General features: G+C 39.4%; 24 protein-coding genes and 1 pseudogene. 19 read left to right on the forward strand and 6 right to left on the reverse strand.

Translation table 11 applies throughout. The features are described 5' to 3' along the window. Positions 1-28 precede the first annotated feature (28 nt). From PLZ15_13490 to PLZ15_13555, 14 genes and pseudogenes are all read left to right on the forward strand, one after another. Positions 29-1024, forward strand: coding sequence for a DNA-directed RNA polymerase subunit alpha (locus PLZ15_13490; GenBank protein HOI30758.1), 996 nt, complete (start codon positions 29-31; stop codon positions 1022-1024). A 21-nt stretch (positions 1025-1045) separates the two neighbouring features. Then, positions 1046-1396: pseudogene (gene rplQ / locus PLZ15_13495) on the forward strand (50S ribosomal protein L17). Positions 1397-1772: 376 nt separating this feature from the next. After that, entirely contained in the window at positions 1773-2354 is a 582-nt protein-coding gene (yihA, locus tag PLZ15_13500) for a ribosome biogenesis GTP-binding protein YihA/YsxC (protein HOI30759.1), read from the forward strand. Positions 2355-2433: 79 nt separating this feature from the next. Beyond that, entirely contained in the window at positions 2434-4311 is a 1878-nt protein-coding gene (locus PLZ15_13505) for a GAF domain-containing protein (GenBank protein ID HOI30760.1), read from the forward strand. A 23-nt stretch (positions 4312-4334) separates the two neighbouring features. Beyond that, positions 4335-5498, forward strand: coding sequence for a phosphopentomutase (locus PLZ15_13510; protein HOI30761.1), 1164 nt, complete (start codon positions 4335-4337; stop codon positions 5496-5498). After that, positions 5491-5781 carry a hypothetical protein gene (locus tag PLZ15_13515; GenBank protein ID HOI30762.1) on the forward strand — a complete coding sequence of 97 codons (291 nt, stop codon included), beginning with the start codon at positions 5491-5493 and terminating at the stop codon, positions 5779-5781. Before PLZ15_13510 ends, PLZ15_13515 begins: the two co-directional genes overlap by 8 nt. Then, positions 5778-6167 (forward strand): PIN domain-containing protein, encoded by a 390-nt coding sequence (locus PLZ15_13520; protein ID HOI30763.1) that lies wholly within the window; start codon positions 5778-5780, stop codon positions 6165-6167. Before PLZ15_13515 ends, PLZ15_13520 begins: the two co-directional genes overlap by 4 nt. Before the next feature lie 13 nt (positions 6168-6180). Continuing rightward, complete coding sequence (locus tag PLZ15_13525) at positions 6181-6474, forward strand: EutN/CcmL family microcompartment protein (protein HOI30764.1); 294 nt, start codon at positions 6181-6183, stop codon at positions 6472-6474. Next, positions 6474-6743, forward strand: a complete 270-nt coding sequence (locus PLZ15_13530; protein HOI30765.1) for a EutN/CcmL family microcompartment protein — start codon at positions 6474-6476, stop codon at positions 6741-6743. Before PLZ15_13525 ends, PLZ15_13530 begins: the two co-directional genes overlap by 1 nt. 17 nt (positions 6744-6760) lie before the next feature. Then, positions 6761-7615: an RNA polymerase sigma factor RpoD/SigA gene (locus tag PLZ15_13535; GenBank protein ID HOI30766.1), complete on the forward strand. Its 855-nt coding sequence runs from the start codon at positions 6761-6763 to the stop codon at positions 7613-7615. Positions 7616-7624: 9 nt separating this feature from the next. Continuing rightward, entirely contained in the window at positions 7625-8323 is a 699-nt protein-coding gene (locus tag PLZ15_13540) for a C40 family peptidase (GenBank protein HOI30767.1), read from the forward strand. Between the two features lie 123 nt (positions 8324-8446). Beyond that, on the forward strand, positions 8447-9838 hold the full coding sequence (gene fumC / locus PLZ15_13545; GenBank protein HOI30768.1) for a class II fumarate hydratase: 1392 nt from the start codon (positions 8447-8449) through the stop codon (positions 9836-9838). Positions 9839-9934: 96 nt separating this feature from the next. Next, on the forward strand, positions 9935-10669 hold the full coding sequence (locus tag PLZ15_13550) for a sulfite exporter TauE/SafE family protein (GenBank protein ID HOI30769.1): 735 nt from the start codon (positions 9935-9937) through the stop codon (positions 10667-10669). A 341-nt stretch (positions 10670-11010) separates the two neighbouring features. Beyond that, positions 11011-11988, forward strand: a complete 978-nt coding sequence (locus PLZ15_13555; protein ID HOI30770.1) for a D-cysteine desulfhydrase family protein — start codon at positions 11011-11013, stop codon at positions 11986-11988. Positions 11989-12064: 76 nt separating this feature from the next. On the opposite strand, the gene PLZ15_13560 is transcribed toward PLZ15_13555, so the two are convergent. Further along, positions 12065-13867 (reverse strand): M28 family peptidase, encoded by a 1803-nt coding sequence (locus tag PLZ15_13560; GenBank protein ID HOI30771.1) that lies wholly within the window; start codon positions 13865-13867, stop codon positions 12065-12067. Between the two features lie 192 nt (positions 13868-14059). After that, on the reverse strand, positions 14060-14686 hold the full coding sequence (locus PLZ15_13565; GenBank protein ID HOI30772.1) for a YigZ family protein: 627 nt from the start codon (positions 14684-14686) through the stop codon (positions 14060-14062). Positions 14687-14762: 76 nt separating this feature from the next. Between PLZ15_13565 and uvrA the strand changes: the two genes are divergently transcribed. From uvrA to rdgB, 4 genes are read left to right on the forward strand one after another with little or no spacing between them, the layout of a single operon-like run. Next, on the forward strand, positions 14763-17603 hold the full coding sequence (gene uvrA, locus PLZ15_13570; protein HOI30773.1) for an excinuclease ABC subunit UvrA: 2841 nt from the start codon (positions 14763-14765) through the stop codon (positions 17601-17603). Beyond that, positions 17600-17959 (forward strand): carboxymuconolactone decarboxylase family protein, encoded by a 360-nt coding sequence (locus PLZ15_13575; protein ID HOI30774.1) that lies wholly within the window; start codon positions 17600-17602, stop codon positions 17957-17959. Before uvrA ends, PLZ15_13575 begins: the two co-directional genes overlap by 4 nt. Further along, a complete protein-coding gene (locus PLZ15_13580) occupies positions 17937-19295 on the forward strand; it encodes an amidohydrolase family protein (protein HOI30775.1) in 1359 nt (452 codons plus the stop codon). Before PLZ15_13575 ends, PLZ15_13580 begins: the two co-directional genes overlap by 23 nt. Positions 19296-19312: 17 nt before the next feature. Next, positions 19313-19900, forward strand: coding sequence for an RdgB/HAM1 family non-canonical purine NTP pyrophosphatase (gene rdgB, locus PLZ15_13585; GenBank protein ID HOI30776.1), 588 nt, complete (start codon positions 19313-19315; stop codon positions 19898-19900). On the opposite strand, the gene ubiE is transcribed toward rdgB, so the two are convergent. Then, positions 19901-20593: a bifunctional demethylmenaquinone methyltransferase/2-methoxy-6-polyprenyl-1,4-benzoquinol methylase UbiE gene (ubiE, locus tag PLZ15_13590; protein HOI30777.1), complete on the reverse strand. Its 693-nt coding sequence runs from the start codon at positions 20591-20593 to the stop codon at positions 19901-19903. Between the two features lie 49 nt (positions 20594-20642). Here ubiE and PLZ15_13595 point away from each other — a divergent pair, with 49 nt between their 5' ends. Then, positions 20643-20969: a hypothetical protein gene (locus PLZ15_13595; protein ID HOI30778.1), complete on the forward strand. Its 327-nt coding sequence runs from the start codon at positions 20643-20645 to the stop codon at positions 20967-20969. Here PLZ15_13595 and PLZ15_13600 read toward each other — a convergent pair. Genes PLZ15_13600 through rsmA form a run of 3 tightly spaced genes read right to left on the reverse strand, consistent with a single transcriptional unit; the run spans position 20939 to position 24029 of the window. Next, entirely contained in the window at positions 20939-21871 is a 933-nt protein-coding gene (locus PLZ15_13600; GenBank protein ID HOI30779.1) for a phosphatase PAP2 family protein, read from the reverse strand. The genes PLZ15_13595 and PLZ15_13600 overlap by 31 nt on opposite strands. Positions 21872-21873: 2 nt before the next feature. Continuing rightward, positions 21874-23250 (reverse strand): magnesium transporter, encoded by a 1377-nt coding sequence (mgtE, locus tag PLZ15_13605; protein ID HOI30780.1) that lies wholly within the window; start codon positions 23248-23250, stop codon positions 21874-21876. Next, positions 23235-24029 (reverse strand): 16S rRNA (adenine(1518)-N(6)/adenine(1519)-N(6))-dimethyltransferase RsmA, encoded by a 795-nt coding sequence (gene rsmA / locus PLZ15_13610; protein HOI30781.1) that lies wholly within the window; start codon positions 24027-24029, stop codon positions 23235-23237. Before rsmA ends, mgtE begins: the two co-directional genes overlap by 16 nt. Between the last annotated feature and the right edge of the window lie 89 nt (positions 24030-24118).

A 24118-nucleotide genomic window follows, 5' to 3' on the forward strand; every position in this document is an offset into this window, starting at 1 on the left:
TTTTAAAATTTAATTTAGAGGATACTACATGAGCTATCCGTTTATAAAGATGCCCGAAAGTGTTGTGCAAGACGATACCTCGAAGAGTGCTACGTTCGGCAGATTTGCTATTCAACCTTTAGAGAGAGGATTCGGAGTAACTTTAGGCAATTCATTAAGAAGAGTGCTTTTATCTTCACTTACCGGCGCTGCTGTTACTGCCGTTAAGATTGAAGGTGTTCTTCATGAATTTTCGACTGTCCCGGGCGTTGTAGAAGATGTAACGGAGATCATTCTTAACCTTAAGCAGGTTAGAATGAGAATTATTAACAAGAAAGCCACCGGTTGCGAAATCTCTATCTCCGGAACCAGAGAGTTCAAAGCCGATGATATTCAGAAAGCATGCCCGGATATCGAAATACTTAACCCGGAACTCCTTATTGCACGTTTGAATCCTGACGCTAAACTTAATATGGAATTGAAATTCGGTATCGGTAAAGGATACGTCCCTTCCGCTGAACAGAAATTACCCGATATGACAATCGGTACCATCCCAATCGATTCTATTTTTACTCCGATTGTTAATGCAAAATACGATGTGGAAAACGTTCGTATTGCCGAAAGAAATGATTACGAAAAATTGACTTTCGAGATTACTACCGACGGTTCAATTACTCCCGAAGAAGCGCTTTCAAGTTCCGCAAAAATTCTTAAGGACCATATCCAGCTCTTCATCAATTTCGACGCTGAACCTGAAGAAGAAAAAGTTGAGAATGAAAAAGATGCCGAAGCTGAACGGCTCAGAAAAATTCTTACTACCAATGTAGACGACCTCGAGCTTAGCGTTAGATCCCATAACTGCCTGAAAGCTGCTAATATTAAAACTCTAGGCGACCTTGTGCGCCGCGATGAGAATGAAATGCTTAAGTTTAGAAACTTCGGCAGAAAATCCCTTGCTGAATTAATTGAAATTGTTGATAACTACGGACTCGAATTCGGAATGGACGTAGACAAAATTCTAAAAGAAAAACCAGAAAATAACTAGTACTTTTCCCAAGGTTGAATAATGAGACATAGAGTTAAAGGAAGAAAACTTAACAGGACAGCAGAACACAGACGCGCTACTCTCAGAAATCTTGCTTCTTCACTGCTGAAACACAAAAAGATCAAAACTACTCTTGCTAAAGCTAAAGAATTAAGATCTTTCGTTGAACCTATTATTACAAAAGCTAAAACCGATTCAGTCGCGGCTAGAAGGTTTGTTGCGGTAGATATTCAGGATAAAAATCTTGTAAAAGAATTATTTGCTGATATCGTGACAAAAATAGGCGATAGACCGGGCGGTTACACTAGAATTGTAAGGTTAGGCCAGAGGAAAGGCGATGCGGCCGAACTCGCTCTGATCGAATTAGTTGATTTCAGCGGAATTGTAAAAGCGAAAGCTCCTAAGAAATCTAAAGCGGAAGGAACTACTGAAACTTCCGAAGCTAAATCCGAAGCTGCTGAAGAGAAAAAAGAAACTAAAAAGAGCAAAGAAAAGAAGCCCCGCACTCCTAAACCGAAAAAATCGGAGGATGCCAAGGTGAAAAAAGCTCCGGCCAAAGCAAAAACGACTACTACCCGAAAAACATCGAAAGATAAATAGATCAGTTGAAATATCTGTAAAAGGAGTAATGGTGAATCCCGTTACTCCTTTTTTATTTTAAATCAATTTTAGTTTGTACCCGAATCAGACTTAAAAAGAATTGAATTGATTTTTACGGGGTGTCCATTAATGTTGCTATATTTGAACTATGAAAAAAATTGAATTTGTTAAAGCCGTATATAATTTAAAAGATTTGCCTAAAAAAGAATTATCTTCGGTTATTTTAGGCGGGAGGTCTAATGTTGGTAAATCCTCATTCATTAATTCACTTTTCCGTCCGTTAAAGGTTGCTAAAACCAGCTCTACACCCGGTAAAACCAGATCAATCAATTATTACCTGGTAGAAAATAAATTTTATCTTATTGACCTGCCCGGATTCGGTTATGCTAAAGTCTCTAAATCGGAAAGGGATAACTGGCAGAAACTTATTTCCAGCTTTATCGAAGAGAACAGGAATCTGGTCCTGGCTTTCCATTTGATTGACAGCAGGCATGAGCCTACTCCCCTTGATATAGAACTGAATCATTTCCTTAGGGAAAAGAATATTCCGTATAATATAATCCTTAATAAGATCGATAAATTAAAACAGTCCGAAATTGCCTTTGCCAGAAAGAATATAGTTAAAATATTTCCGGAACTCCTTTTTGGCGAGAATTTATTTGCCTTCTCGTCAATTGACGGGACAGGGCGAAAAGAAATAATACGAATTTTAAGCAGCCTGCTTCTGTGAAAAATTCCCAAAACTTTAGTATAATTGAATCAAAATTTCACCATTTTTTATCATTCTGAACAATCTTACCGGCGGGTAGATGGGTTTATCTGAAAAAAATAGAAAAAGAATTCTTACTTTCTTAATAATTCCCGTCCTGATTGCTATCCCTTTTCTTACCGAAGACCTTCTCTTTAAAATTATTGCAGGTATTATACTTATCATTTATGTCGGCTTTATTATTTTTCTTAGAGATACTTCCGCATCAGAATCTCTTCAGACTCATACCGAAGATTCCACGGATGAATTCGATTCATATACCGGGAATGATAAAGTAAAATACTCACCCGATTCCGGCGAAGATTTTACAATTATTTCTCCAAATAAGAATATTGAAGTATTAACCGCCGATAATTTCTCTTCGTCGGCTAACCGTGGCAATAAAGAGTTATTCAAACCTCCGGATTTCAAAACAAACTTCGACAAAATTGTTCACGAGGAGATTCCTAAGGACGTAAGCCACGACGAACAGTTCGGATTTGTTCTAGAGAAAATATTAAGTGTGGTAAAAGATTCTTTTATGGCCCATACGGCTGCGTTTTTCTGGTACAACAAAAACCGGAAGAGACTTACACTCGAAAGATATGTCTCTAGTTCTTCACAGATATCAAAACAGAAATATGATCTGGAAGATGATATCCTGGGCAAAATTATTCAGAAAGAGGAACCGGAATTACTTACTGATATTTCTGCAAATGCGGAGATCGATGTTATAAGGTATTATAATTCACCTCAGGGTATAAAAAGTTTTGTGGGTGTGCCCCTCTTTTACGGAAAAACTCTTACTGGTATTCTGGCTCTCGATTCTAAAGTTAATGATGCCTTCGGTATTGAACAGATCTATTCGCTGGGAAGAATAGTAAGAGTAATATCTGTTATTATTTCGCTGTTCGAAGAGAAGTTTTCTGAAACTCAGGCCGAACAGAGACTTAAAGCTCTTATGGGAGTCCTTAATTACGATAGGAAATTTGAAACTGAATCCGATCTCTATTCAGCTCTTAATAGTGCAGTTGAAGGATTGATTGATTGGGATGCTTTTACTTTTGTCTCCTATTTCCCAAATGAACATAAATTCAAAACGGCAAGAATTCATAATAAAACCTCGCTTAAATACGTCGGTGAGAATCTTGAAATCGAACTTAACGGAAGTATGGTAGGAAAATCGATTTTAAGCGCAACCCCGGTCAAAATTGACGATACATCTGTAACCGAGTATCCGCGATTTTCCAAAAACGAAGATGTAAGTTTCGACGGTTCATTCCTTGCAATACCCCTTATTTATGATGACCAGAATTACGGTGTCCTTTGTTTTGAGAGTTTGAAGAAGAATGTCTATACCAATAACGAAGTTACATTCATAAAAAATGCTACTAAGATCTTTGCTTTTATTCTTCACTCGTATTCTACAATAAGTATTTTAAAAGGGCTGTTATCGGTAGATATTGAAACTAAAGCGCTTAATACGGATTCTTTTGTTGAAAGGTTAACTGTGGATCTTTTCAGGGCGAAAGAACTTGGTCTTACCGGCGCAATCGCTCTCATCAGGATTGATGACCTGCTTGATCAGGACTCCCTGTTTGAAGGTGATCCTTTCCCTAAAGTGTTAAGAGCAGTGGCTCAGATGATTCGTGACGAAATGACTCCTCTAAATCTTTTAGGAAGAATCAGCGAAAAAGTCTTTGCGGTTTATTTCTTCAACTCATCTTCGAAAGATGTTTTTCTCTGGGCTGAAAAAATCCGTATTAAAATTGCAAGGAAACCGATTGCTGTGGTTTCCAAACAAACTACATTTACAGTTTCTATTGGAGTTGCTTCTACTTCGAATAAAACAGACGTCAACGAGGTCATCAATAATGCCGAACTGGCCCTCAAAAAAGCTCTCGAAAAAGGCGGTAATACTGTTAAAAGTACTAACTGACCGGCCATCCGGAGGATCCTCTTGTGAATAATTTTATCCTGATTGTGCTTGATGGACTTGGAGTAGGTGAGCTACCCGATGCTTCTAAATACAAAGATGAGGGGAGTAATACAATTACTAATATGGCTGCCGCTGTCGGCGGCTTGTCACTTCCTAATTTGGAAAAGATGGGGCTCGGAAATATTACTTCGATTAACGGCGTCCCACCGGCAAAGAATCCAATCGCATCTTTCGGAAAAATGGCCGAACAATCGGAAGGAAAAGATTCTACTACCGGTCACTGGGAACTTGGTGGTATTAGAACAGAAGTAGAATTTCCCCTTTATCCCGAAGGGTTTCCTGATGATCTTATTAATAAATTCTTAAATGAAGCCGGCCTGATTGGAATTCTCGGTAACATACCTGCATCCGGAACAGAAATCATTGAAAGACTCGGTGACGAGCATGTAAGAACAGGTTACCCGATTGTTTATACCTCGGGCGATTCTGTTTTCCAGATTGCTGCTCATGAGAAGGTAATTCCGTTAGATAGATTATATGAAATCTGTACTGCAGCTAGAGAAAAAATCCTGATCGGAAAACATGCTGTCGGAAGAGTTATTGCCAGACCATTCGTAGGAGAGTCTGGAAATTATGTTAGAACTACTAACCGTAAAGATTTTTCTGTTGACCCTCCCTCAAGAACTATTCTCGATTTCCTTTCACTTGAGGGTATCACTACCATAGCTGTCGGAAAAGTGAACGACCTTTTCAATTACCGGGGAATTAAAATTAAATTGAAGACAAAATCGAATATCGAAGGTGTCGAGAAAATAATCGAATCGGCAAAGCATTTTTCCGGCTCATTCATTTTTGCCAACCTGGTCGATTTTGATGTAAATTTTGGCCACAGGAATGATCCGGTCGGATTTGCTGAGGCCCTGAAGGAATTCGATACAAGAATCCTAGATATACTTAACGCAATGGATGAATCGGATTCGCTTCTGTTAACCGCTGATCACGGTAATGATCCTACAACTCCAAGCACAGATCACAGCAGGGAATATGTTCCTCTCCTTTTTTATAGAAAGAATATGCCGGGTATTGATCTCGGTATAAGAGAGACGTTTTCTGATGCGGCGCAAACTGTTGCCGAATTCTTCAAAATCAATAACGATCTTAATGGAAAGAGCTTTTTAAATGGATGAGAACCTTTCCCCCGTATCGGAGTTAACGATCGATCTGAATTCTGACAGAATTACGGAAATTCTTGATCGATTAATTCCCGAACTAAAAGAAAAAGGATATCAAAGAATTAAACTTATTCTTTTGGGGGATCCGGCTGTTGCTGCCAGTCAGTTTAATCTGGATCGGGATCTGTTTAACAGGATCCTAGTCACTCAGGAACTCCCCGGAGATATAGTACTTGGCCTTATGCTATCTAAAGGAAGTTTATCATCCAGTCAGATTAAAAACAGGATCAATTTTTGACACAAGAAAAAATTCAGTTCCTGGTGGATACCGACATTCTTGTTGATCATCTGATTAATGATGACATCAAGAATACTTCCCACCTGGAAATTGCAATGACAAAGGGAATCTGCTTTTCGACGGTCATTAATGCTTCGGAAATTCTATTTGCAGCTTCAACAGAAAATGAGCGTGCGAAAATTGATGACCTTCTCAGGTCCTTGAAAATTCTCGGATTAAATTCGCGTTACAGTTTGAAGATTTCAAAATTTTTTAATAAAGTTGCGTCCACGCGGGATGCAATAATGTGCACTGTCGCGGAATTTAACCGTCTTCCTATACTTACATTGAATGTCGGCAGATATAAAGAAAGCGGAATTAAAATAATTAGTCCATTAGAATTGTGAGGCATATCTGATACTGGGAAAAGTAATTGGAACCGTCTGGTCTACCCGCAAGGATGAGAATCTTGTAGGAGCTAAATTTTTGATTGTCCGTCAGCTCAATTTGGATTATACGCCGAGAGAATCTACTGTTATTGCTGTTGATTCTGTTGGTGCGGGTGTTGGCGAGGTTGTACTTGTTGCACAGGGAAGTTCTGCAAGGCAGACTACATTTACAAAGAACAAACCTGTAGACGCTGTTATAATGGCGATTGTTGATAAACTTGATATTGCCGTAAAAGATGATAAAAAAGAAACTGCAGGGAAGTGATGTATCTCGGTAAAGTAATCGGCACTATCTGGGCAACCCGCAAATATCCTGCATTAAATAATTACAAAATGCAGTTTGTTCAGCCGCTCAGCGGGGAATTGAAAAAATTGGGCGAACCGATAATCGCACTCGATACCGTTGGTGCCGGTCCCGGCGAAATTATTTATTACGTCACAGCCAGCGAAGCTGTTATTCCGCTTGATGTTGATATGGCGCCTGTTGACGCGTCGATCGTAGGAATTGTTGATTCTATTAACGTCGAATCCTAATCCCGGAGAAATTTTTTGTGAAAATCACCAAACAGTTTACTAACCGCGAAAGTCAGTCGTTAGATAAATATCTTCAGGAAATCGGTAAGGTTGATCTTTTAACTCCAGAAGATGAAATATTCCTCGCAATTCAGATTAAAAAAGGAGACCATAAAGCCCTGGAGAAACTGGTTAAAGCTAATCTAAGGTTTGTTGTCTCTGTTGCAAAACAATATCAGAACCAAGGACTCTCACTCGGGGATCTTATTAATGAAGGAAATCTCGGACTTATAAAAGCCGCAAAAAGATTTGATGAGACAAGAGGATTTAAATTTATTTCTTATGCTGTCTGGTGGATAAGACAATCGATACTTCAAGCTCTGGCCGAACAATCCAGAATTGTAAGACTTCCTCTCAATCGTGTAGGTGCTTTGAATAAAATTGGTAAAGCATACAGCAACCTTGAGCAGGAATATGAAAGGGAACCGAGTGCCCATGAACTTGCCCAGGAGCTTAGTATGGATATCAGCGAAGTCTCGGATACTCTTAAGATCTCCGGTCGGCATGTCTCCATGGACGCCCCTTTTGCCCAGGGAGAGGAGAACCGGCTTCTCGACGTCCTTTCGAGCGATGAAATACCATCACCCGATTTTACTCTGATGTCCGAGTCGCTGAGAAGCGAAATTGAAAGAGTATTATCGAGTTTAACGGAAAGAGAAGCAGAAGTAATTAAACTCTACTTCGGATTGAATAAAGAACATTCGCTTACACTGGAGGAAATCGGGGAAAAATTCAATTTGACGAGAGAACGGGTAAGACAGATTAAGGAGAAGGCAATTAGAAGATTAAGGCATGCTTCGCGAAGCAAGAATTTAAGAGCTTACCTCGGTTAATATTTTGTGATGGTTAGATCAATCATAAATTATTGTTTGCAATTCGTTTTGCTTGCTGTTGTAATTAGCGGATGTGCTGCTGCTACCTCCTCACAAAGATTTAATCAATCCAAACCAAAAGCAGAAGAACAGGTTCAGAAAAGGAGTGTTCGTTTCACTTCGGCTGATTCGGTTAATAACGGGAATTATTTACCGGAAATTACTTTCCCGGATATTCCCGATTCCCTTCTTACAGAATTCGATGAAATACCTGTTGAAGTTGAACCTGTGGATAAATCCAAATTCGTTGGCAATGTTGAAAAGTTGAAGTCATTTAATGTCCCTTTAACTCACCGAGAAAGAATTCTATTTGAAGTGATAAAATATCTGGATACACCCTATAAATATGGTGGAAATACGGAAAACGGGATCGACTGCTCGGCATTTACAAAATTCGTTTATCAGAATGCGGTGAATCTCGAATTGCCCAGAAGCACCCGCGAGCAATTCAAGGTTGGTGAGAATATTTCAAAGTATGATTTACACTTCGGTGACCTCGTCTATTTCAATACAACTAAAAGATCATATCCTGGGCACGTCGGAATTTATCTCGGGGATGATCAGTTTGTCCATGCCAGCAGGAGTCTGGGCGTTACTGTCTCGTCACTGGAAGACCCATATTATAAAAAGCGGTTCATTGGTGCACGCAGACTTGAAAAAATCGAATAAATATTTTTTTTAGTGTTAAATAGATATTGTATTACATTTACTTTTTTTAGTCAATCAATTAATTGAAATTAAGACGGCATTGCCTTAATTTATAAATAGTATCACAAATAATTGGGAGTTTGTATGGAATTCAGAATTGAAACTGATAGTATGGGGGAAATTAAAGTCCCTGCTGATAAATACTATGGGGCTCAGACTGCACGCTCGTTAATGAATTTTAAAATTGGCGGTGAAAGATTTCCGCGTGAAATGATAAAAGCTCTTGGAATCGTGAAGAAAGCTGCCGCTATTTCTAATTGCGAACTCGGTGTATTACCCTGCGAAAAAGCCGAACTTATCATCAAAGCTGCAAACGAGGTGATTGAAGGGAAGCTTGATGATCATTTCCCTCTGGTTGCATGGCAGACCGGAAGCGGTACTCAATCCAATATGAATTGTAATGAAGTAATCTCCAATAGGGCTATTGAAATGGTTGGCGGTGTTCTGGGGAGTAAAAAACCTATCCATCCGAATGACGATGTCAATAAGTCTCAGTCTACCAATGATGCTTTCCCGACGGCCATTCACGTGGCTGCCGTTCAAGAAATCCACAGGAGGCTGATTCCTATGGTGGCAAGGCTGCGTCATGAATTGATGGTAAAATCCGAACGTTTTAACAGCATAATCAAAATCGGCCGTACCCACCTTATGGATGCTACACCTTTGACATTAGGCCAGGTATTCTCCGGATGGGCACACCAGCTTACGAACGGATTGGCAAGTATAAACTGCGCTCTCGCAAGATTATATGAAATACCCTTAGGCGGTACCGCGGTTGGTACCGGTCTTAACGCGCATCCGGATTATGCTGTAACCGTTGCTGGAAAAATTGCAGAGATTACAAAACTTCCGTTTGTAACCGCTCCTAATAAATTTGAGGCTATGGGTTCAAAAGATGCTCTCGTTGAAATGAGCGGCGTTCTTAAAACACTTGCAACCTCTTTGATCAAGATTGCTAATGATATCCGATGGCTCGGCAGCGGCCCCAGATGCGGTATTGGTGAGTTGAATCTGCCTGAAAACGAACCCGGTAGCTCTATTATGCCCGGTAAGGTTAATCCGACTCAGTGCGAAGCTATGACGATGGTTTGTGCGCAGGTTTATGGTAACGATGTTACTATCAGCTTCTCGGGTGCAAGCGGGCACTTCGAATTAAACGTTTTTATGCCTGTAATCGCATTTAACATCCTTCAGTCGATTAAACTGATGGCCGATGCCTGCGAAAGCTTTACTGATAACTGTGTAGTCGGTATTGAAGCTAATGAAACGAATATCAAGAAACATCTCGAAAATTCATTGATGCTTGTTACTGCTCTCAATCCGGTCATCGGGTACGATAACTCCGCAAAGGTTGCAAAGAAAGCTCATAAAGAAAACAAAACACTTAAAGAAGCTGCAGTTGAACTCGGATTGCTTACAGAAGAGAAATTCGATGAAGTTGTTCGTCCGGAAAAGATGATCGGACCAAAGAAATAATGCAGAATTGTCAAATTATCTCCCCCTCTGTCTTAATGAGGGGGAGAGTATTTGGGTCGTAAATAAAATTAATAAAATGACTGACTTTTCTTACTGATGATCCCTTCAACCACGCTCATATTAATAGTCATTATTGTATTTATTGGCGCATTAATAAGGTCTTCAATCGGATTCGGAGAAGCTGTGGTTGGAATGCCCCTGCTTGCGTTTATAATCGACATTAAATCTGCAACCCCGATTATGGCTCTTACTGCCTCTACACTCGCTCTACTGTTAATCATTACATCCTGGAAAAAAGTAAGTCTTAAAGATGCCTGGCCGTTTGTAATATCAACACTATTTGGGTTACCTTTAGGATTATATTACCTGAAGAACACATCGGATGATGCAATAAAATTTATTCTGGGGATTTTACTTATTCTATTCGGAATCTACTATCTGGCCAATGATAACCTTCCGTATCTGAAAACTGAAAGAATGTCGGTCCCCTTCGGTTTTCTTGCCGGGATTCTGGGAGGAGCTTATAATACTAACGGGCCCCCTACAGTAATCTACGGTGTTCTGCGCCGATGGCCTCCGGAAAAATTTCGTGCTACGCTTCAAGGAATATTTTTTCCTACCGGATTGATAATTACGCTGAGCCATGGTCTTACAGGTTTATGGACAGACTTTGTTCTCAATTCATTTCTGGTCTCTTTCCCTTTTATTTTACTGGCATTTTATTTAGGTAATAAACTTCATCATAGAATAAATGAAAACCGGTTTAAGAGAATTATTTACATTTTTATTCTTATTATTGGAGCAGTATTAATTATTAACTCAATTCTGTAAATGAGAAGTTACAGCAGAACTCTTTCCCTTGTATTTGTTTCTATAATAGCCGATTTTATTTTCAGATTGCTGGTAAAGAACGATCAGGCTTTCGTGTTAATTTTTGAGCTCCTCCTGTTCCTATTTATTTCGTCGCTATTCTTTTATTTAAGGAAGAAAAACCCGAATGTCCATAGAAAAGTAAAACGGATGGAACTTGTACTCACTTATTTCTATTTTTTTGGCGCATTACGTGCGTTATTTATTCTGTCTGGCTTGGAAATTCATAATGCAAACATGATAGTATTTTTTATTGCAGCCATTGTCTTTATATATCATTTATTCATAAAAAAAGTATCTGTATGAAGATTAAAGAATTACCTCGAACAAAGTTAGGGTTCTTCCCGACCCCGTTGCACGAATTGAAAAGAATTACAAGTTATTTCAATGGCCCGAGAATATTTATTAAACGGGACGATCTTACCGGACTGGCATTCGGCGGCAACAAAACACGTAAACTTGAATATCTGATTGCCGATGCAATTTCAAACGGATTCGATACCGTAATTACTGGAGGTGCCGAACAGTCGAATCACTGCCGTCAGACTGCGGCCGCTGCCGCTGCGTCCGGACTTGATTGTCATCTTGTCCTTGGCGGGAAAGATCCTGAAAAACCTACCGGAAACATTCTGATCGATAAATTACTCGGCGTTAAAATTCATTGGACAGGTGAATTCAGAAAAGGGGAGAAGATCCCGGAAATAGCTGAGCAATTGAGAATAGCCGGAAAAAGACCCTACATAATTCCATATGGCGGCTCAAATCCGATCGGTGTTTATGGATTCATTGAAGCAATGAATGAAATAGGTTCTCAGATGAATGATATGAATATTCACTTCGATCATATTGTCTTTGCTTCAAGTTCTGGCGGAACTCACGCCGGTATTGTCCTTGGAAATGAAATCTATAAAACCGGAAGCAACCTTATAGGAATCGAAATTGATAAAGCGGAAGATGAAGGCCCGTATATTATCCGGCTCCTGAAATTGCTTAATCAAACCAGTGAATTTACCGGACTAAATAAATTTTTCGGCAAACAGGAGCTTATTCTTAAAAATGAATATCTCGGTGATGGATACGGTGTTGTGGGGGACCTGGAAAGAAAAGCAATAAGATTGCTTGCCGAGAAGGAGGGAATTCTGGTTGACCCTGTATATACCGGGCGGACATTTGGCGGATTAATTGATATGCTTGAGAAAAAGATCTTCAGCAGGAATGAAAATATCCTCTTCTGGCATTCGGGGGGCACTCCTTCACTTTTTGCTGATTATATTATTTGAATGTATTGAAGCAGACGGCTTAGTACAAAAAAAAAGGCGAATCCCTAAAGGTTCGCCTTTTCGATTTTCAAGAATGTCACTTTGTTGTAAGTTCTAAATTTAGCTTTACTTCTTTTCCTTCACGTAATACAATTACATCAACCTTGTCACCCGGGGAGAATTCACCCATTGCGTACATGAAATCGTAAATGTTATTTACGGTTTTCGCTCCGAATTTTACAATTATGTCTCCGCTTTGCATTCCGGCTTTAGCAGCCGGCCCGCCCTCGGTAACGCCGCTTACTTTATATCCGTTACCGTTATATCCGAATTCTGGAACGGTCCCGACTGTAACACGGGAGCGGGGGACACTCCTTTGTGCAGGTTCTTCAACCTTAACAAAATCCGGCTTGTCTGCCCTGCCTTGAATTGTATTTGCGATTTCATAAACGTAATTAACAACTTCCTCCTGCCCAGTGTAATTAATTTTATCAGCGTCGTCAGATGGTTTGTGATAATCGTTATGAGTACCTGTGAAGAAGAAAAGTACCGGAATATTTTTATTTGTAAATGCCTGATGATCACTTCCGCCTGATCCGCCGTCACTTAAAGCTAATTTGAAATTGTATCTATTCTTATCGTTTAGAAGATTTTTCCAAATTGAAGATGTACCGGCCCCGATTACAGTCAAAGCTTTGTCGTCACTAAGCCTTCCTATCATATCCATATTAAGCATAGCCGAAATGCTGCTGATCTGAACAGGTGAATTATTCGTAAAAAATGATGAACCGAGCAGCCCCAGTTCTTCTCCGCTGAATGCGATAAAGATCAGACTCCTTTTTAAATCGTTTTTGTCTGCACCAAACTTTTCCGCCAGTTCCATGAGACCTGTGGTCCCGGATGCATTATCATCGGCACCGTTGTGGATCTGAGGTTCATTACCTTTATACATTGAAGATGTCTTCAAATGATCTATTCCAAGGTGATCATAATGAGCACCCATTACTATATACTCATTTTTTAATTGAGGGTCGCTGCCTTCAATAAATCCAATTACATTCCTCCCGGTGCTTTGAACCTCTCTTACATTTGTTGCTAATGAGGCTTTAGTAGAATTCAATGCAAAGGATTTAGGTTTTCTGGAATCATCAATTTTTTTCTGAAGTGCGGCAAGATCCTGTCCTTCCGCTTTCAGAATTTCTTCAATTATATTTCTCTTAACCTGAATGACTGCAAAATCCTGTATGCTTCCCGCACCGTCATATCTTAATTCCATCAATTGATCTTCATCATTTCTTGGAAGCAAACCGTTAAAGAAAATAATCCCGGCCGCGCCTTTGTCTCTTGCTGCCGATGCTTTTTGTCTGTATGAAGAATAGCGGTCAAACTCCGATTTTGCGCTATCATGTTCCGGGTGATACCGCATTGCAAGCACCACTTTCCCTTTAACATCAAGCCCCTCATAATCGTCGTAATTTAACCTTGGGGCAGAAATTCCGTAACCTGCAAAAACAAGCCCGGAGGAGAGTTCGGCTTTACCGGAAAAAGGAGCAGTAATAAAATCTGTCTTCAACTGCAGAGATTTATTCTCCCCCTTAATCTCCAGATTTAGCTTATTCGATCCGGTCAATTCTATTTTCTCAATGAACGGGAAATCCTGAAAGTAACTACCGTTTAACAATGGTTTTAAACCGGATTTCTGAAATTGATCTTTTATATATTCTGCTGCCAATCGTTCTTCATCAGTACCTGTAAACCGGCCTTTCATTTCGTCAGAGGCCAGGTAATAAATATGAGCTTTTATATCCTTGCCGGTAATTTGGGCGTCATTCCAGGTTTTCTGCGCCAGATTAAGTACAGGGACGGTAAATAAGAGCAAAATGCTCAATACTTTTTTCATTTAATCCTCGTAAAATATTATGTGATAGATTTGAGATGCAAAATAATATTATTCCGTTATATGAACCAGAAAAAATACTCTTCCCATTATATGCCGGATTGTGTGGTAAAACTTTACCCACAATTATCCAATTTTAAACCTTAATCTTCTTGAAAATTTCAGTATCTAAAATGGAGTGAAATTATCGGGATATTAGAGGTAAATGTATTGATCGGTTATTTCGACTTTAAGCTTTGATAAAGACTTTTCTTTGATTTCACGACAAAATGAGTCCTTAGTTTCAACAGGGATCAGGAATTCCATTCCGGGCAAATCTTCAAAAAAGTTTGAAGTTATTTTAACATTATGCTGCGAAATTAACCGGTGTATTAGATTGGAGAATTCAAAATCATACCGGATTTTGGCTTTTACATATAGCCCTAGTTCATTTTTAGTACTGGCCTTAATAACCTCAATAGAAGCATCGTAATATGCGTTTCCGAGCGGCCCGATCCCCAGCTTAGTCCCCCCGAAATAACGGGTAACAATTATTATCACATTAAACAATTTCTCATGATTTATCGCGTTCAGTATTCTTTTGCCGGCTGTTCCGTTTGGCTCACCGTCATCGGAATATTTAATCGATCCGTCTGTAATTCTATATGCGTAACAATTATGTGTAGCGTCAAAATATTTTTTTCTTACTCCTTCCAGTATTACCTGAGCATCATTTTCGTCCTCAGTATGAAATATCTGTCCGATGAATAAGGAACCTTTTTCTTTAAATTTGATTTCATAAGATTGTGTTACAGTAGTAATGTGTGAGGGAAGTAATTCCAAATTTTTCCGATCCAAAATTGATTTTAGTTCTATGATTATCTAAAATAACAAACTGAACTTAGGCAAATTTACCAAAATGGACTCTAAAATATTAATCAAAGGTGCAAGAGAGCACAATCTTAAGAATATCGACCTGGAAATCCCCCGCGATTCATTCGTCGTTATTACGGGTCTTTCAGGTTCCGGTAAATCTTCTCTTGCATTCGATACAATTTATGCAGAGGGTCAGAGAAGGTATATAGAATCGCTTTCCTCTTATGCCCGACAATTCCTTAACATACTTGAAAAACCTGATGTGGACCTTATCGAGGGGCTTAGTCCGGCGATCTCAATCGAACAGAAATCGACCGCAGGAAATCCGAGATCTACTGTTGGAACCGTAACTGAAATATACGATTACCTGCGATTGCTCTATGCGCGAATCGGGAAAGTTCATTGCTACAACTGTGGCAGACCGGTTGATAAACAATCCTCCGATCAGATAATAGATACTGTAATTAAAGATTTTGAAGAAAAGAAAATTCAGATTTTTGCCCCGGTTGTAAGGGGCCGCAAAGGACACTACCGCGAACTCTTCCAGGAAATTATGAGGGACGGATTCCTTAGAGTCCGTATCGATGGCGAAGTGAAAGAACTTATAGACGACTTTAAGGTTGACCGTTATAAAACTCATGATATCGAAATAGCTGTAGATAGAATGAAAGTATCTGCAAATTCAAGGTACCGGATCCGTCAGTCGATCGAAGTTGCACTGAACTATGGTAATGGCAACGTTATTGTAAATGATGAATCGGAGGATTACTGGTTCAGCAGAAATTTTGCCTGTGCTCATTGCGGTATCGGATTCCAGGAACTTGCACCTAATTCTTTCTCTTTCAATTCACCTTACGGGTCGTGTCCTGAATGTGACGGACTTGGTGAAAAGAAAGAACTTGATATTAATCTGATTATCCCCGATTGGGAAAAGACAATAAACGAAGAAGCCCTAGCTCCATTAGGAAAACCGAGAAGCATCTGGTTCTTTAATCAGCTTGATAGTATCTCAGAAAAATTCGGATTCGACTATAATACACCGCTTAATAAGTTTTCCGACGAACAACTGGAAATTCTTCTAAAAGGTTCGAAAGAAAAGATCCCATTCAAATACACTTACGGCGGCGGTAAAACTGTCACTTATATGCATAAGTTCGGCGGAGTATTAAATTACATTAAACACTATTACGATAATACTTCTTCGAACAAAATACGTGAATGGGCCGAATCTTTTATGAATACCCTTACATGCACTACCTGTAATGGCGGCAGATTAAAAAAAGAGTCCCTCGCTGTAATTATCAACAGTCTTAATATATCCGGTGTTACTTCTCTTTCAATCGAAAAGTGTCTTAACTTTTTCGATACTCTTAAGCTCAGCGGAAGGGACGAACTGATTGCCACACAGATTCTTAAAGAGATTACATCCCGCCTCCGTTTTTTAATTAACGTTGGACTCGATTATCTTACACTCGACAGGTCTGCAAGAACTCTATCCGGAGGCGAAGCTCAGAGAATTCGCCTTGCAACTCAGATCGGCTCGCAGCTGGCTGGAGTTCTCTATGTCCTTGATGAACCGAGCATCGGACTTCATCAGTCCGATAATGTAAAACTGATTAAGTCGCTTAAAAATCTTAGAGATATCGGCAATACGGTTATTGTGGTTGAACACGACAGGGAGACAATTGAGAGTTCGGATTATATTGTTGATCTTGGTCCCCTTGCAGGTGAACATGGCGGTGAAGTATGCGTGCGAGGAAATACATCGGAAATTGTTAAATCCCGCAATGGGATAAATTCTCTTACTCTTCAATATCTCAAAGACAAAAAAAGCATAGAAGTCCCTGAAAAGAGAAGAAAAAGTGACGGAAGATTTATTGAATTGAAAGGTGCTTCGGGTAACAATCTTCAGAAAATTAATCTTAAACTGCCCTTAGGATTATTCACTGCTATAACAGGTGTGAGCGGTTCAGGTAAATCATCCCTCATTAACGAAACTCTTGTTAGAATTTTATTTAAGAAAATCTATGATTCAAAAGTTGTCCCTCTTCCGTTTAAGGAGGTTAAAGGTCTTGAAAACATCGATAAGATAATCGAAATAGATCAAACTCCTATCGGAAGAACCCCAAGATCCAACCCGGCCACTTATACCGGATTATTTACACATATCCGCGATCTGTTTGCGCAGTTGCCCGAATCGAAAGTAAGAGGTTACGCCCCCGGCAGATACAGTTTTAATGTGTCGGGCGGACGGTGCGAAGAATGCGAGGGTGACGGCGTTAAAAAAATTGAAATGAATTTTCTGCCGGATGTATATGTGATGTGTGAAATATGCAATGGAAAACGCTATAACAGGGAAACTCTCGAAATCCTTTATAGAACCAAATCTATTGCCGATGTACTCGATATGACTGTTGAGAGTGCTGTAGAGTTCTTTCAGGATTTCCCTACTATTTATCGTAAAGTTAAATCACTCCAGGATGTTGGTCTTGGTTATCTTCGTCTGGGTCAGCAGGCAACCACTCTCTCCGGCGGTGAAGCCCAGCGTGTAAAACTTGCTACCGAATTAAGCAAGGTCAGTACCGGCAAAACACTCTATGTTCTGGATGAACCTACTACCGGCCTTCATTTTGAGGATGTAAGAATCCTGCTTAATGTACTTAACCAGCTTGTGAATAAGGGTAATACAGTTGTTGTAGTTGAACATAACCTCGACGTAATTAAAGTTGCGGATCATGTAGTCGATCTCGGACCCGGCGGCGGTGAATATGGCGGTAGGATTATTGCTGCCGGCACTCCGGAACAAATTGCTGAATCTACGGAAAGTCTTACCGGGCAATTCTTAAAAAAGGAATTATCTCGTAAATTGAAGGAGTCTAAATGAAAACTACTGTAAATGAATTTCATGCGTACCGGAGTGAAATGAATGACAGAATTCTGAATTCCGGATTCAGGGATTTCAATAAATTTTTTGCTCTTGATAATAAGGCTTATATTGATGGTGCTCTTTCAGCAAAAACAAAGGAGCTTATGGGACTCGTTGCATCGATGGTTCTCCGCTGCAATGATTGCATCCTTTATCATATCGACCGTTCTATTCAAGAGGGTGCTTCCGAACAGGAACTTTATGAATCTTTTAACATTGCTCTTATTGTCGGTGGTTCTATTGTAATCCCGCATCTCCGTTATGCCGTCGAAAAAATGGACGAGATATTCAATGAAAAAAAGAAAAACCAGTAAACTGATTATTCCCGGACTTATTGTTTCCGTTAACAGTCGCGATGACCTTCTTTCCGGCTATGCCGTCGAAATATCCGACGGGGTAATAAATAAGATTGCACCGGTTAGTGAGTTTGATATAAACACGTTTGATGGGGAAGTATTTCGTTTCGATAATTTAACTTTGATCCCCGGTTTTGTTCAGACTCATATACATCTCTGTCAGACATTATTCAGGGGACTAGCAGATGATCTTGAATTACTCGACTGGCTTCAGAAAAAGATTTTCCCTTACGAAAATTCTCACGATAAAAATTCGCTTAGGGCTTCGGTTAAACTCGGACTTAACGAATTGATCTCTGGCGGAACAACAACTATTGTAGACATGGGTACTTTAAGGCATCAGGAAACAATTTTTGAAGAACTGATAAAATCCGGTATCCGTGCTTTTGCGGGTAAGTGTATGATCGATATAAATCAACTCTATCCGGAATTTTATGAATCGACCCGTGAGGGAATCGATTCTTCTTTTCAGCTGGCAAAAGAATTTCACAATTCCTCGGATGGAAAGATTAAATATGCATTTGCGCCCCGGTTCGTTTTGTCATCTACGGAAAAGCAATTGCTCGAGACCAGGGAGATGATGAAGGATTTTGAAGGTTCATTTTTTCATACTCACGCTTCGGAAAATAAAAAAGAGCTAGAGATTGTAAAAAGAATGCACGGCAGGGCAAACGTCGATTATTTCGAATCGATCGGAATACTCGATGAACGGACCGTGCTGGCTCACTGTATCCAGCTTGAAAATAATGAGTTTAACTCGTTGAAAAGGAATAGCGTTAGAGTTGCACATTGTCCTTCTTCAAATCTCAAACTGGGCTCCGGAATTGCGGATATTCCGCGAATGCTTAAAGAAGGCATATCCGTTTCACTTGGCGCTGACGGTGCCCCCTGTAATAATTCCCTCAGCATCTTTAAGGAGATGCATCTTTCGGCAATGATTCAGAAGCCGGTTCATGGACCGACTTCTATGGATGCAAAAACGGTCTTTAAACTCGCAACTATAGACGGGGCCAGGGCGCTTCATCTTGAAAATGAAATCGGAAGTATTGAAGTAGGTAAAAAAGCCGACCTCGCACTGCTCGATCTCGATAGACCGGACCAGCCATTGAATCAGGACCTCGATTCGGTCTATTCCAGGATTGTCTATTCATCTAATGCTGATTGTGTAAAAATGGTATTTATCGACGGACAAATAGCTGCACAGGATGGTTTATGTCTGGATTATGAAAAAGAAAAATTAATTAGAGATGGTAAACAGGAGCTGCAAAAACTTATTGAAAGAGTATTATCATAACAAATCGCGGTGCTTAATTGAAAATTATTTTTGCAAGTCAGAATCAGGGTAAAGTAAAAGAAGTAAAATCAATCTTTAATAATTCCCGGTTTGAAATAATCTCTCTTTACGATCTAGGAAATAATATTGATGTAGAGGAAACTGGTGAAACTTTCGCTGAAAATGCCTGGCTGAAAGCTGAAGCAGTCTATAAAATTTATAATGAACCGACTTTCGCAGACGATTCTGGATTGATGGTAGAACAGCTGGATGGAAGACCGGGTGTTATTTCAGCCCGATATGCGGGGGAAAACTGCACCTTTGCCGATAATAATTTGAAAGTGATAAAAGAATTAAGCTCCTTCCCGGAACCGCATAAAGCTAAATTCATTAGTCACGCTGTTTTTTATGACGGCTTAAATAGAATTGATGCGGTTGGTGAACTGCACGGCATCGTTATTAAAGAGGAGAGAGGTACAGCCGGATTTGGATACGACCCGATATTTATTCCTGATGGTTACGAACAGACAATCAGCCAGCTCGATTTTGAACTTAAAAATAAAATTAGTCACCGCGCCGGATCTTTTAAAAAACTGAAGGAAAGTCTTATAAAAAAATTCTTCTGATCATTTCTGTCCGATTACAACCTGGACTAGTCCGAAGGTCAATGAATGCTTTTCTGCTCTTGAAAATCCGCTCCGGTTCAGTATTTCAATTAAATCAATCTTCTTATCGAATTCGCCGACCGATTCCGGCAGGTAAGTGTATGCTTCCCGGTCCTTTGAAATAATCCTTCCTAGGAAAGGAAGTATCCTGTTGAAATAAAAAAGATATAATTTTTTTATGAGTCTGTTGGAAGGGAGCCGGAATTCCAGAATAGTCGCTTTCCCGCCTGGTTTTAAAACCCTGTGGAAAGAATTAAAACCTTCCTGAATATCATAAAAATTTCTGACACCGAAAGCCACAGTTATATTCGTAAAAGATTCCGGTTTGAAAGGGAGGTATTCTGCAACGCATTGTATCTTTTTCCCTTTTATCCATTCAGCTTTCTTTTCAAACAAACGGAGCATATTAAAAGATAAATCTGCACCGAAAATCTTCCTGATCCCGGATTTCCGAGCAGCAATAGAAAAATCCCCTGTACCGCATGCTAAATCCAGTAATATAGAATCCGGATTCATTCCGGTGTAGCTGATTGCCATTTTACGCCAGTAAAAATCGATCCCCAGACTCAGGAAATGATTAAGAAAATCATATCTGTGAGAAATAGAATCGAAAATTCTTTTTACTTTCTCTTTTTTATTCTCTGTTTCTTCCATATTTGTCTTTTAATTACTACTTTTTTAGTGTCAATTTACGGAAATCAAAATGGATAAATATTTAAAAGCTATAAAACATAATGTCTGTGCAATCTGTGTCGATTCTAATGAAAAAGGTGGATGCACATTAAACAAGGATGAAGTCTGCGCAGTTGAATTGTATTTGCCCAGAATTATTGACCTCGTTCACAACAATGATAATGCTGAACTGACAAAAATATATAAAAATCTTAGAGAAACTGTCTGTATCGAATGCAATGCCCAGAACGAGGAGGGCTTTTGCTACCTTCGCGAAGATGCAAACTGTTCACTCGACAGGTATTTCTATTTAATTGTCGAAACTATTCAGAAAGTTGACGCTGGATTACTGACCTGATTCCACCATCTGTGAATATTCCGACCGCTCCACAATGTAAAAAACATAAACAGTGCGCCTGCAATAAGGTCCACTACATAATGGTACCTTAAATAAACAGTCGCAAATATTAAAAGCGTTCCATTTATCAGAAAAAAATATCTTAAGCGGCTTCCGAATTTTACCGAGAGTATCATTACAAGCAGCGTCATTTGAGTATGACCGCTCGGAAAGACGTCGCGCTGAACTATCTCAGCCGGATTAATAGTGCCGGATGGTATCGACTCGCCGGTATTAACTACTTCCCGTAAAAAATCTGTTAAAAAAAGTCCGGGCATTTCAATGTTATTTGTTTCAAAAACATGTAAAGTAAATCTCGGCCCTATTGCAGGAACCAGCAGATAACCGATGTAAGAAAGTGTAAATCCATATACTATTATGAATGCTCCGTAATCGAGTTCCTTCCATTTACCCTGAAGTATCATATCTGCGGCTAAAATCACAGGCAAAAAGAAAAATGTGCCGTAAACTATCTGAAGAAGTTCGGTGAGCATTGGATTTGCGATTTTATATAACTCAACAGTCGGATCTGCTCCGAATATGAATCTGTCTATTTTAATTAATACGTCATCGTAGATAATTCCGCGTATCGGATCGACCATAAAATATAGTTCTTTGAAAAAAATAAAGATGAGAGGGATCAGGTACCAGTAGTGAACCTGCTTCCAGATTCCTCCTTTTTTACTTTTAAATGAAAGATAAAATGCAGTTGTTATTACTATAATGTTCATCGTTAGATTTAAATACCAGTACTCAATTCTACCGATAAAAATGATATTGATAACAGAAAGGAAGACAGAAAATACAATTACGGTTAAATCAGTCGTGTTCAGGTTCAAAAAAAAAGATCTGATCCGTTCCATTATTATAGAAATGCAAATGTTATTATCGAAAGGTAAATGGTTAATCCGAATATGTCGTTCATCGTTGCAACAAAAGGACCCGTGGCTACTGCGGGGTCCGCACCGAATCTTTTTAGCATAAGGGGAATTGTAGCACCCATCACCGTAGCGAAAATCATTATTACGAGCAATGAAATCGAAAGTACAATCGAGAATTTGAACTCAGCGTTAAAAAGGTAATGTGTGGCGATTATCAGAATTACTCCGCATACAATCCCATTGAATAAACCGACCAGAAATTCCTTAAGAATTTTTTTATAACTTGTTTTGAACCAAACATCGTGCTCTGTTAATCTGCGTACCATAACGATTGCGGCCTGCGTGCCGGAGCTCCCTCCCATAGCCATTACTACAGGAATGAAAAAGCTGGCTATAAGAATCTTTTCAATTGAAGCCTGGAAAGAGGAGAGGACTACAGCACTTATCATCTCTCCAAACAATGCTACAAATAACCATGGGAGTCTAATGCGGGATATAGTGAATGAACTGTCGCTTATCTCTTCCTCTTCGGACAGACCTGCAAATTTCTGAATATCCTCCCCGGCTTCTTCATCAATAACGTCAACAATGTCATCTATCGTTATACGTCCCAGTATTATTCCGTTGTCGTCAACAACCGGTACGGATACAAGGTCGTACTTCTTCATCAGGTTTGCAACCTTTTCCTGGTCGTCATCCGGATGAACTGTAATAAGATCTTCCTCAAGAATAGTCGAAACTTTTGTATCGAGAGGGTGAAGCAGAAGGGATTTGAGCAGAATGAATCCCGTTAATTCCTCGTTCTGTTTTGTTACGTAGATGTAATATATATGATCAATTATATCTGCCTTCTTCCGGACTTGTTCAATAGCATCAGCGATCGTAGCATCTTCGAGTACGTGAATAAAATCGCTCGTCATAATACCGCCGGCAGAATCCTCGGGGTATTTGAGAAGCTCTTTTACGTCTTCTGACGATTCCGGTTCAATATATTCAAGAACCTGTTCGGCTATCTGTTCCGGTAATTCGCTTACAATATCGGTAGCATCATCCGTATCGAGTTCGTCAACTATATCTGCGATTTTTTCCGCGTCTACTTCTTCAAGAATTTTTTCGCGCAGGTTCTCGTCAAGCTCAATAATTACTTCGCTGGCGGTTTCAGTGTCGAGAATATTGAAAAGGTAACGGGCTTTCTCTTTATCCAGGTGGTTTATTATTTCGGCAATATCTGCGGGATGGATATCGGTAAAAATTGAAAGCAGGCTCTGTGCCGCTTCTTCTTCAATCAGTACTTTTATATTATCTATTATCTCAGGATCTTCCTCTAGAAGGTCATGAAGACTTCTTAATTCTTCTGCCATCCGGTTTCCTTAATTAATCTTGTAAGTGTTATAAAATCCTGGATTGATAATTCTTCAGCGCGACGCGATAGTGAGAATTGCCCGCTATCAATATTAACGCCCTTAAATATACTATTACTTAACGAATTTTTTAATGTTTTTCTTCTGTTCCCGAACGATGCTTTTACAACCTGAATGAAATCCTCGTCGTCAATTGTATCGTCGGTCCCTTTCGAAAAATTTATTTGCACTATTGCCGACCAGACTTTCGGTTTCGGGTAGAATACATTGGGTGAAATTTTAAAGCAGATTTTTGTTTCGGTAAAATAACCGAGCAGAACGCTCAGTATTCCGTAGTCTTTTGAACCTCGCCCGGAGGTCATCCTTTGTGCCACTTCAAGTTGAACCATCAATAACGCATCGGATATTATCCTGCGGTTTCTTATCAGCTTGAATAATATAGAAGAGGTTATGTTGTAGGGAATATTCCCAATTACTCTAAGAACCTTATCGTTCTGCTTGAGATTATTAATGTCAATATCAAGGAAATCACCGCTTATAATTTTCAATCCGGGGTATTCCTGCCTAAGATCTTCAATTACTCGTGTATCTATTTCTACGACGGTGAAAGGGCCGGTTTTTTCATAAAGTAATTTTGTTAGAGAACCTGTTCCGGGCCCTATTTCCACAATACATTCCTCCCGGGAAGGATTGAATGAATCTATGATCTTGTGGACTATATTATTATCGGTTAAATAATTTTGTCCGAATTTTTTAAGAGGTTTTACTCTGCCCGGCATATTTACTGCTTTACAGTTTGGAGATTTCTTTAACGCAATATAAGGTTTACCTCTCTAATATTATTTATATTTCATCAGACAATTGAAAT

The organism is Melioribacteraceae bacterium (assembly GCA_035362835.1).
Taxonomy (GTDB): domain Bacteria; phylum Bacteroidota; class Ignavibacteria; order Ignavibacteriales; family Melioribacteraceae; genus DSXH01.

What these genes read in the sequence shown, in the direction of transcription:
- PLZ15_13490 (HOI30758.1), top strand. Translation starts at nt 29, where the DNA reads ATGAGCTATCCGTTTATAAAGATGCCCGAAAGTGTTGTGCAAGACGAT.
- yihA (HOI30759.1), top strand. Translation starts at nt 1,773, where the DNA reads ATGAAAAAAATTGAATTTGTTAAAGCCGTATATAATTTAAAAGATTTG.
- PLZ15_13505 (HOI30760.1), top strand. Translation starts at nt 2,434, where the DNA reads ATGGGTTTATCTGAAAAAAATAGAAAAAGAATTCTTACTTTCTTAATA.
- PLZ15_13515 (HOI30762.1), top strand. Translation starts at nt 5,491, where the DNA reads ATGGATGAGAACCTTTCCCCCGTATCGGAGTTAACGATCGATCTGAAT.
- PLZ15_13530 (HOI30765.1), top strand. Translation starts at nt 6,474, where the DNA reads ATGTATCTCGGTAAAGTAATCGGCACTATCTGGGCAACCCGCAAATAT.
- PLZ15_13540 (HOI30767.1), top strand. Translation starts at nt 7,625, where the DNA reads ATGGTTAGATCAATCATAAATTATTGTTTGCAATTCGTTTTGCTTGCT.
- fumC (HOI30768.1), top strand. Translation starts at nt 8,447, where the DNA reads ATGGAATTCAGAATTGAAACTGATAGTATGGGGGAAATTAAAGTCCCT.
- PLZ15_13550 (HOI30769.1), top strand. Translation starts at nt 9,935, where the DNA reads ATGATCCCTTCAACCACGCTCATATTAATAGTCATTATTGTATTTATT.
- PLZ15_13555 (HOI30770.1), top strand. Translation starts at nt 11,011, where the DNA reads ATGAAGATTAAAGAATTACCTCGAACAAAGTTAGGGTTCTTCCCGACC.
- PLZ15_13560 (HOI30771.1), bottom strand. Translation starts at nt 13,867, where the DNA reads ATGAAAAAAGTATTGAGCATTTTGCTCTTATTTACCGTCCCTGTACTT.
- uvrA (HOI30773.1), top strand. Translation starts at nt 14,763, where the DNA reads ATGGACTCTAAAATATTAATCAAAGGTGCAAGAGAGCACAATCTTAAG.
- PLZ15_13575 (HOI30774.1), top strand. Translation starts at nt 17,600, where the DNA reads ATGAAAACTACTGTAAATGAATTTCATGCGTACCGGAGTGAAATGAAT.
- PLZ15_13580 (HOI30775.1), top strand. Translation starts at nt 17,937, where the DNA reads ATGAAAAAAAGAAAAACCAGTAAACTGATTATTCCCGGACTTATTGTT.
- ubiE (HOI30777.1), bottom strand. Translation starts at nt 20,593, where the DNA reads ATGGAAGAAACAGAGAATAAAAAAGAGAAAGTAAAAAGAATTTTCGAT.
- PLZ15_13595 (HOI30778.1), top strand. Translation starts at nt 20,643, where the DNA reads ATGGATAAATATTTAAAAGCTATAAAACATAATGTCTGTGCAATCTGT.
- PLZ15_13600 (HOI30779.1), bottom strand. Translation starts at nt 21,871, where the DNA reads ATGGAACGGATCAGATCTTTTTTTTTGAACCTGAACACGACTGATTTA.
- mgtE (HOI30780.1), bottom strand. Translation starts at nt 23,250, where the DNA reads ATGGCAGAAGAATTAAGAAGTCTTCATGACCTTCTAGAGGAAGATCCT.
- rsmA (HOI30781.1), bottom strand. Translation starts at nt 24,029, where the DNA reads ATGCCGGGCAGAGTAAAACCTCTTAAAAAATTCGGACAAAATTATTTA.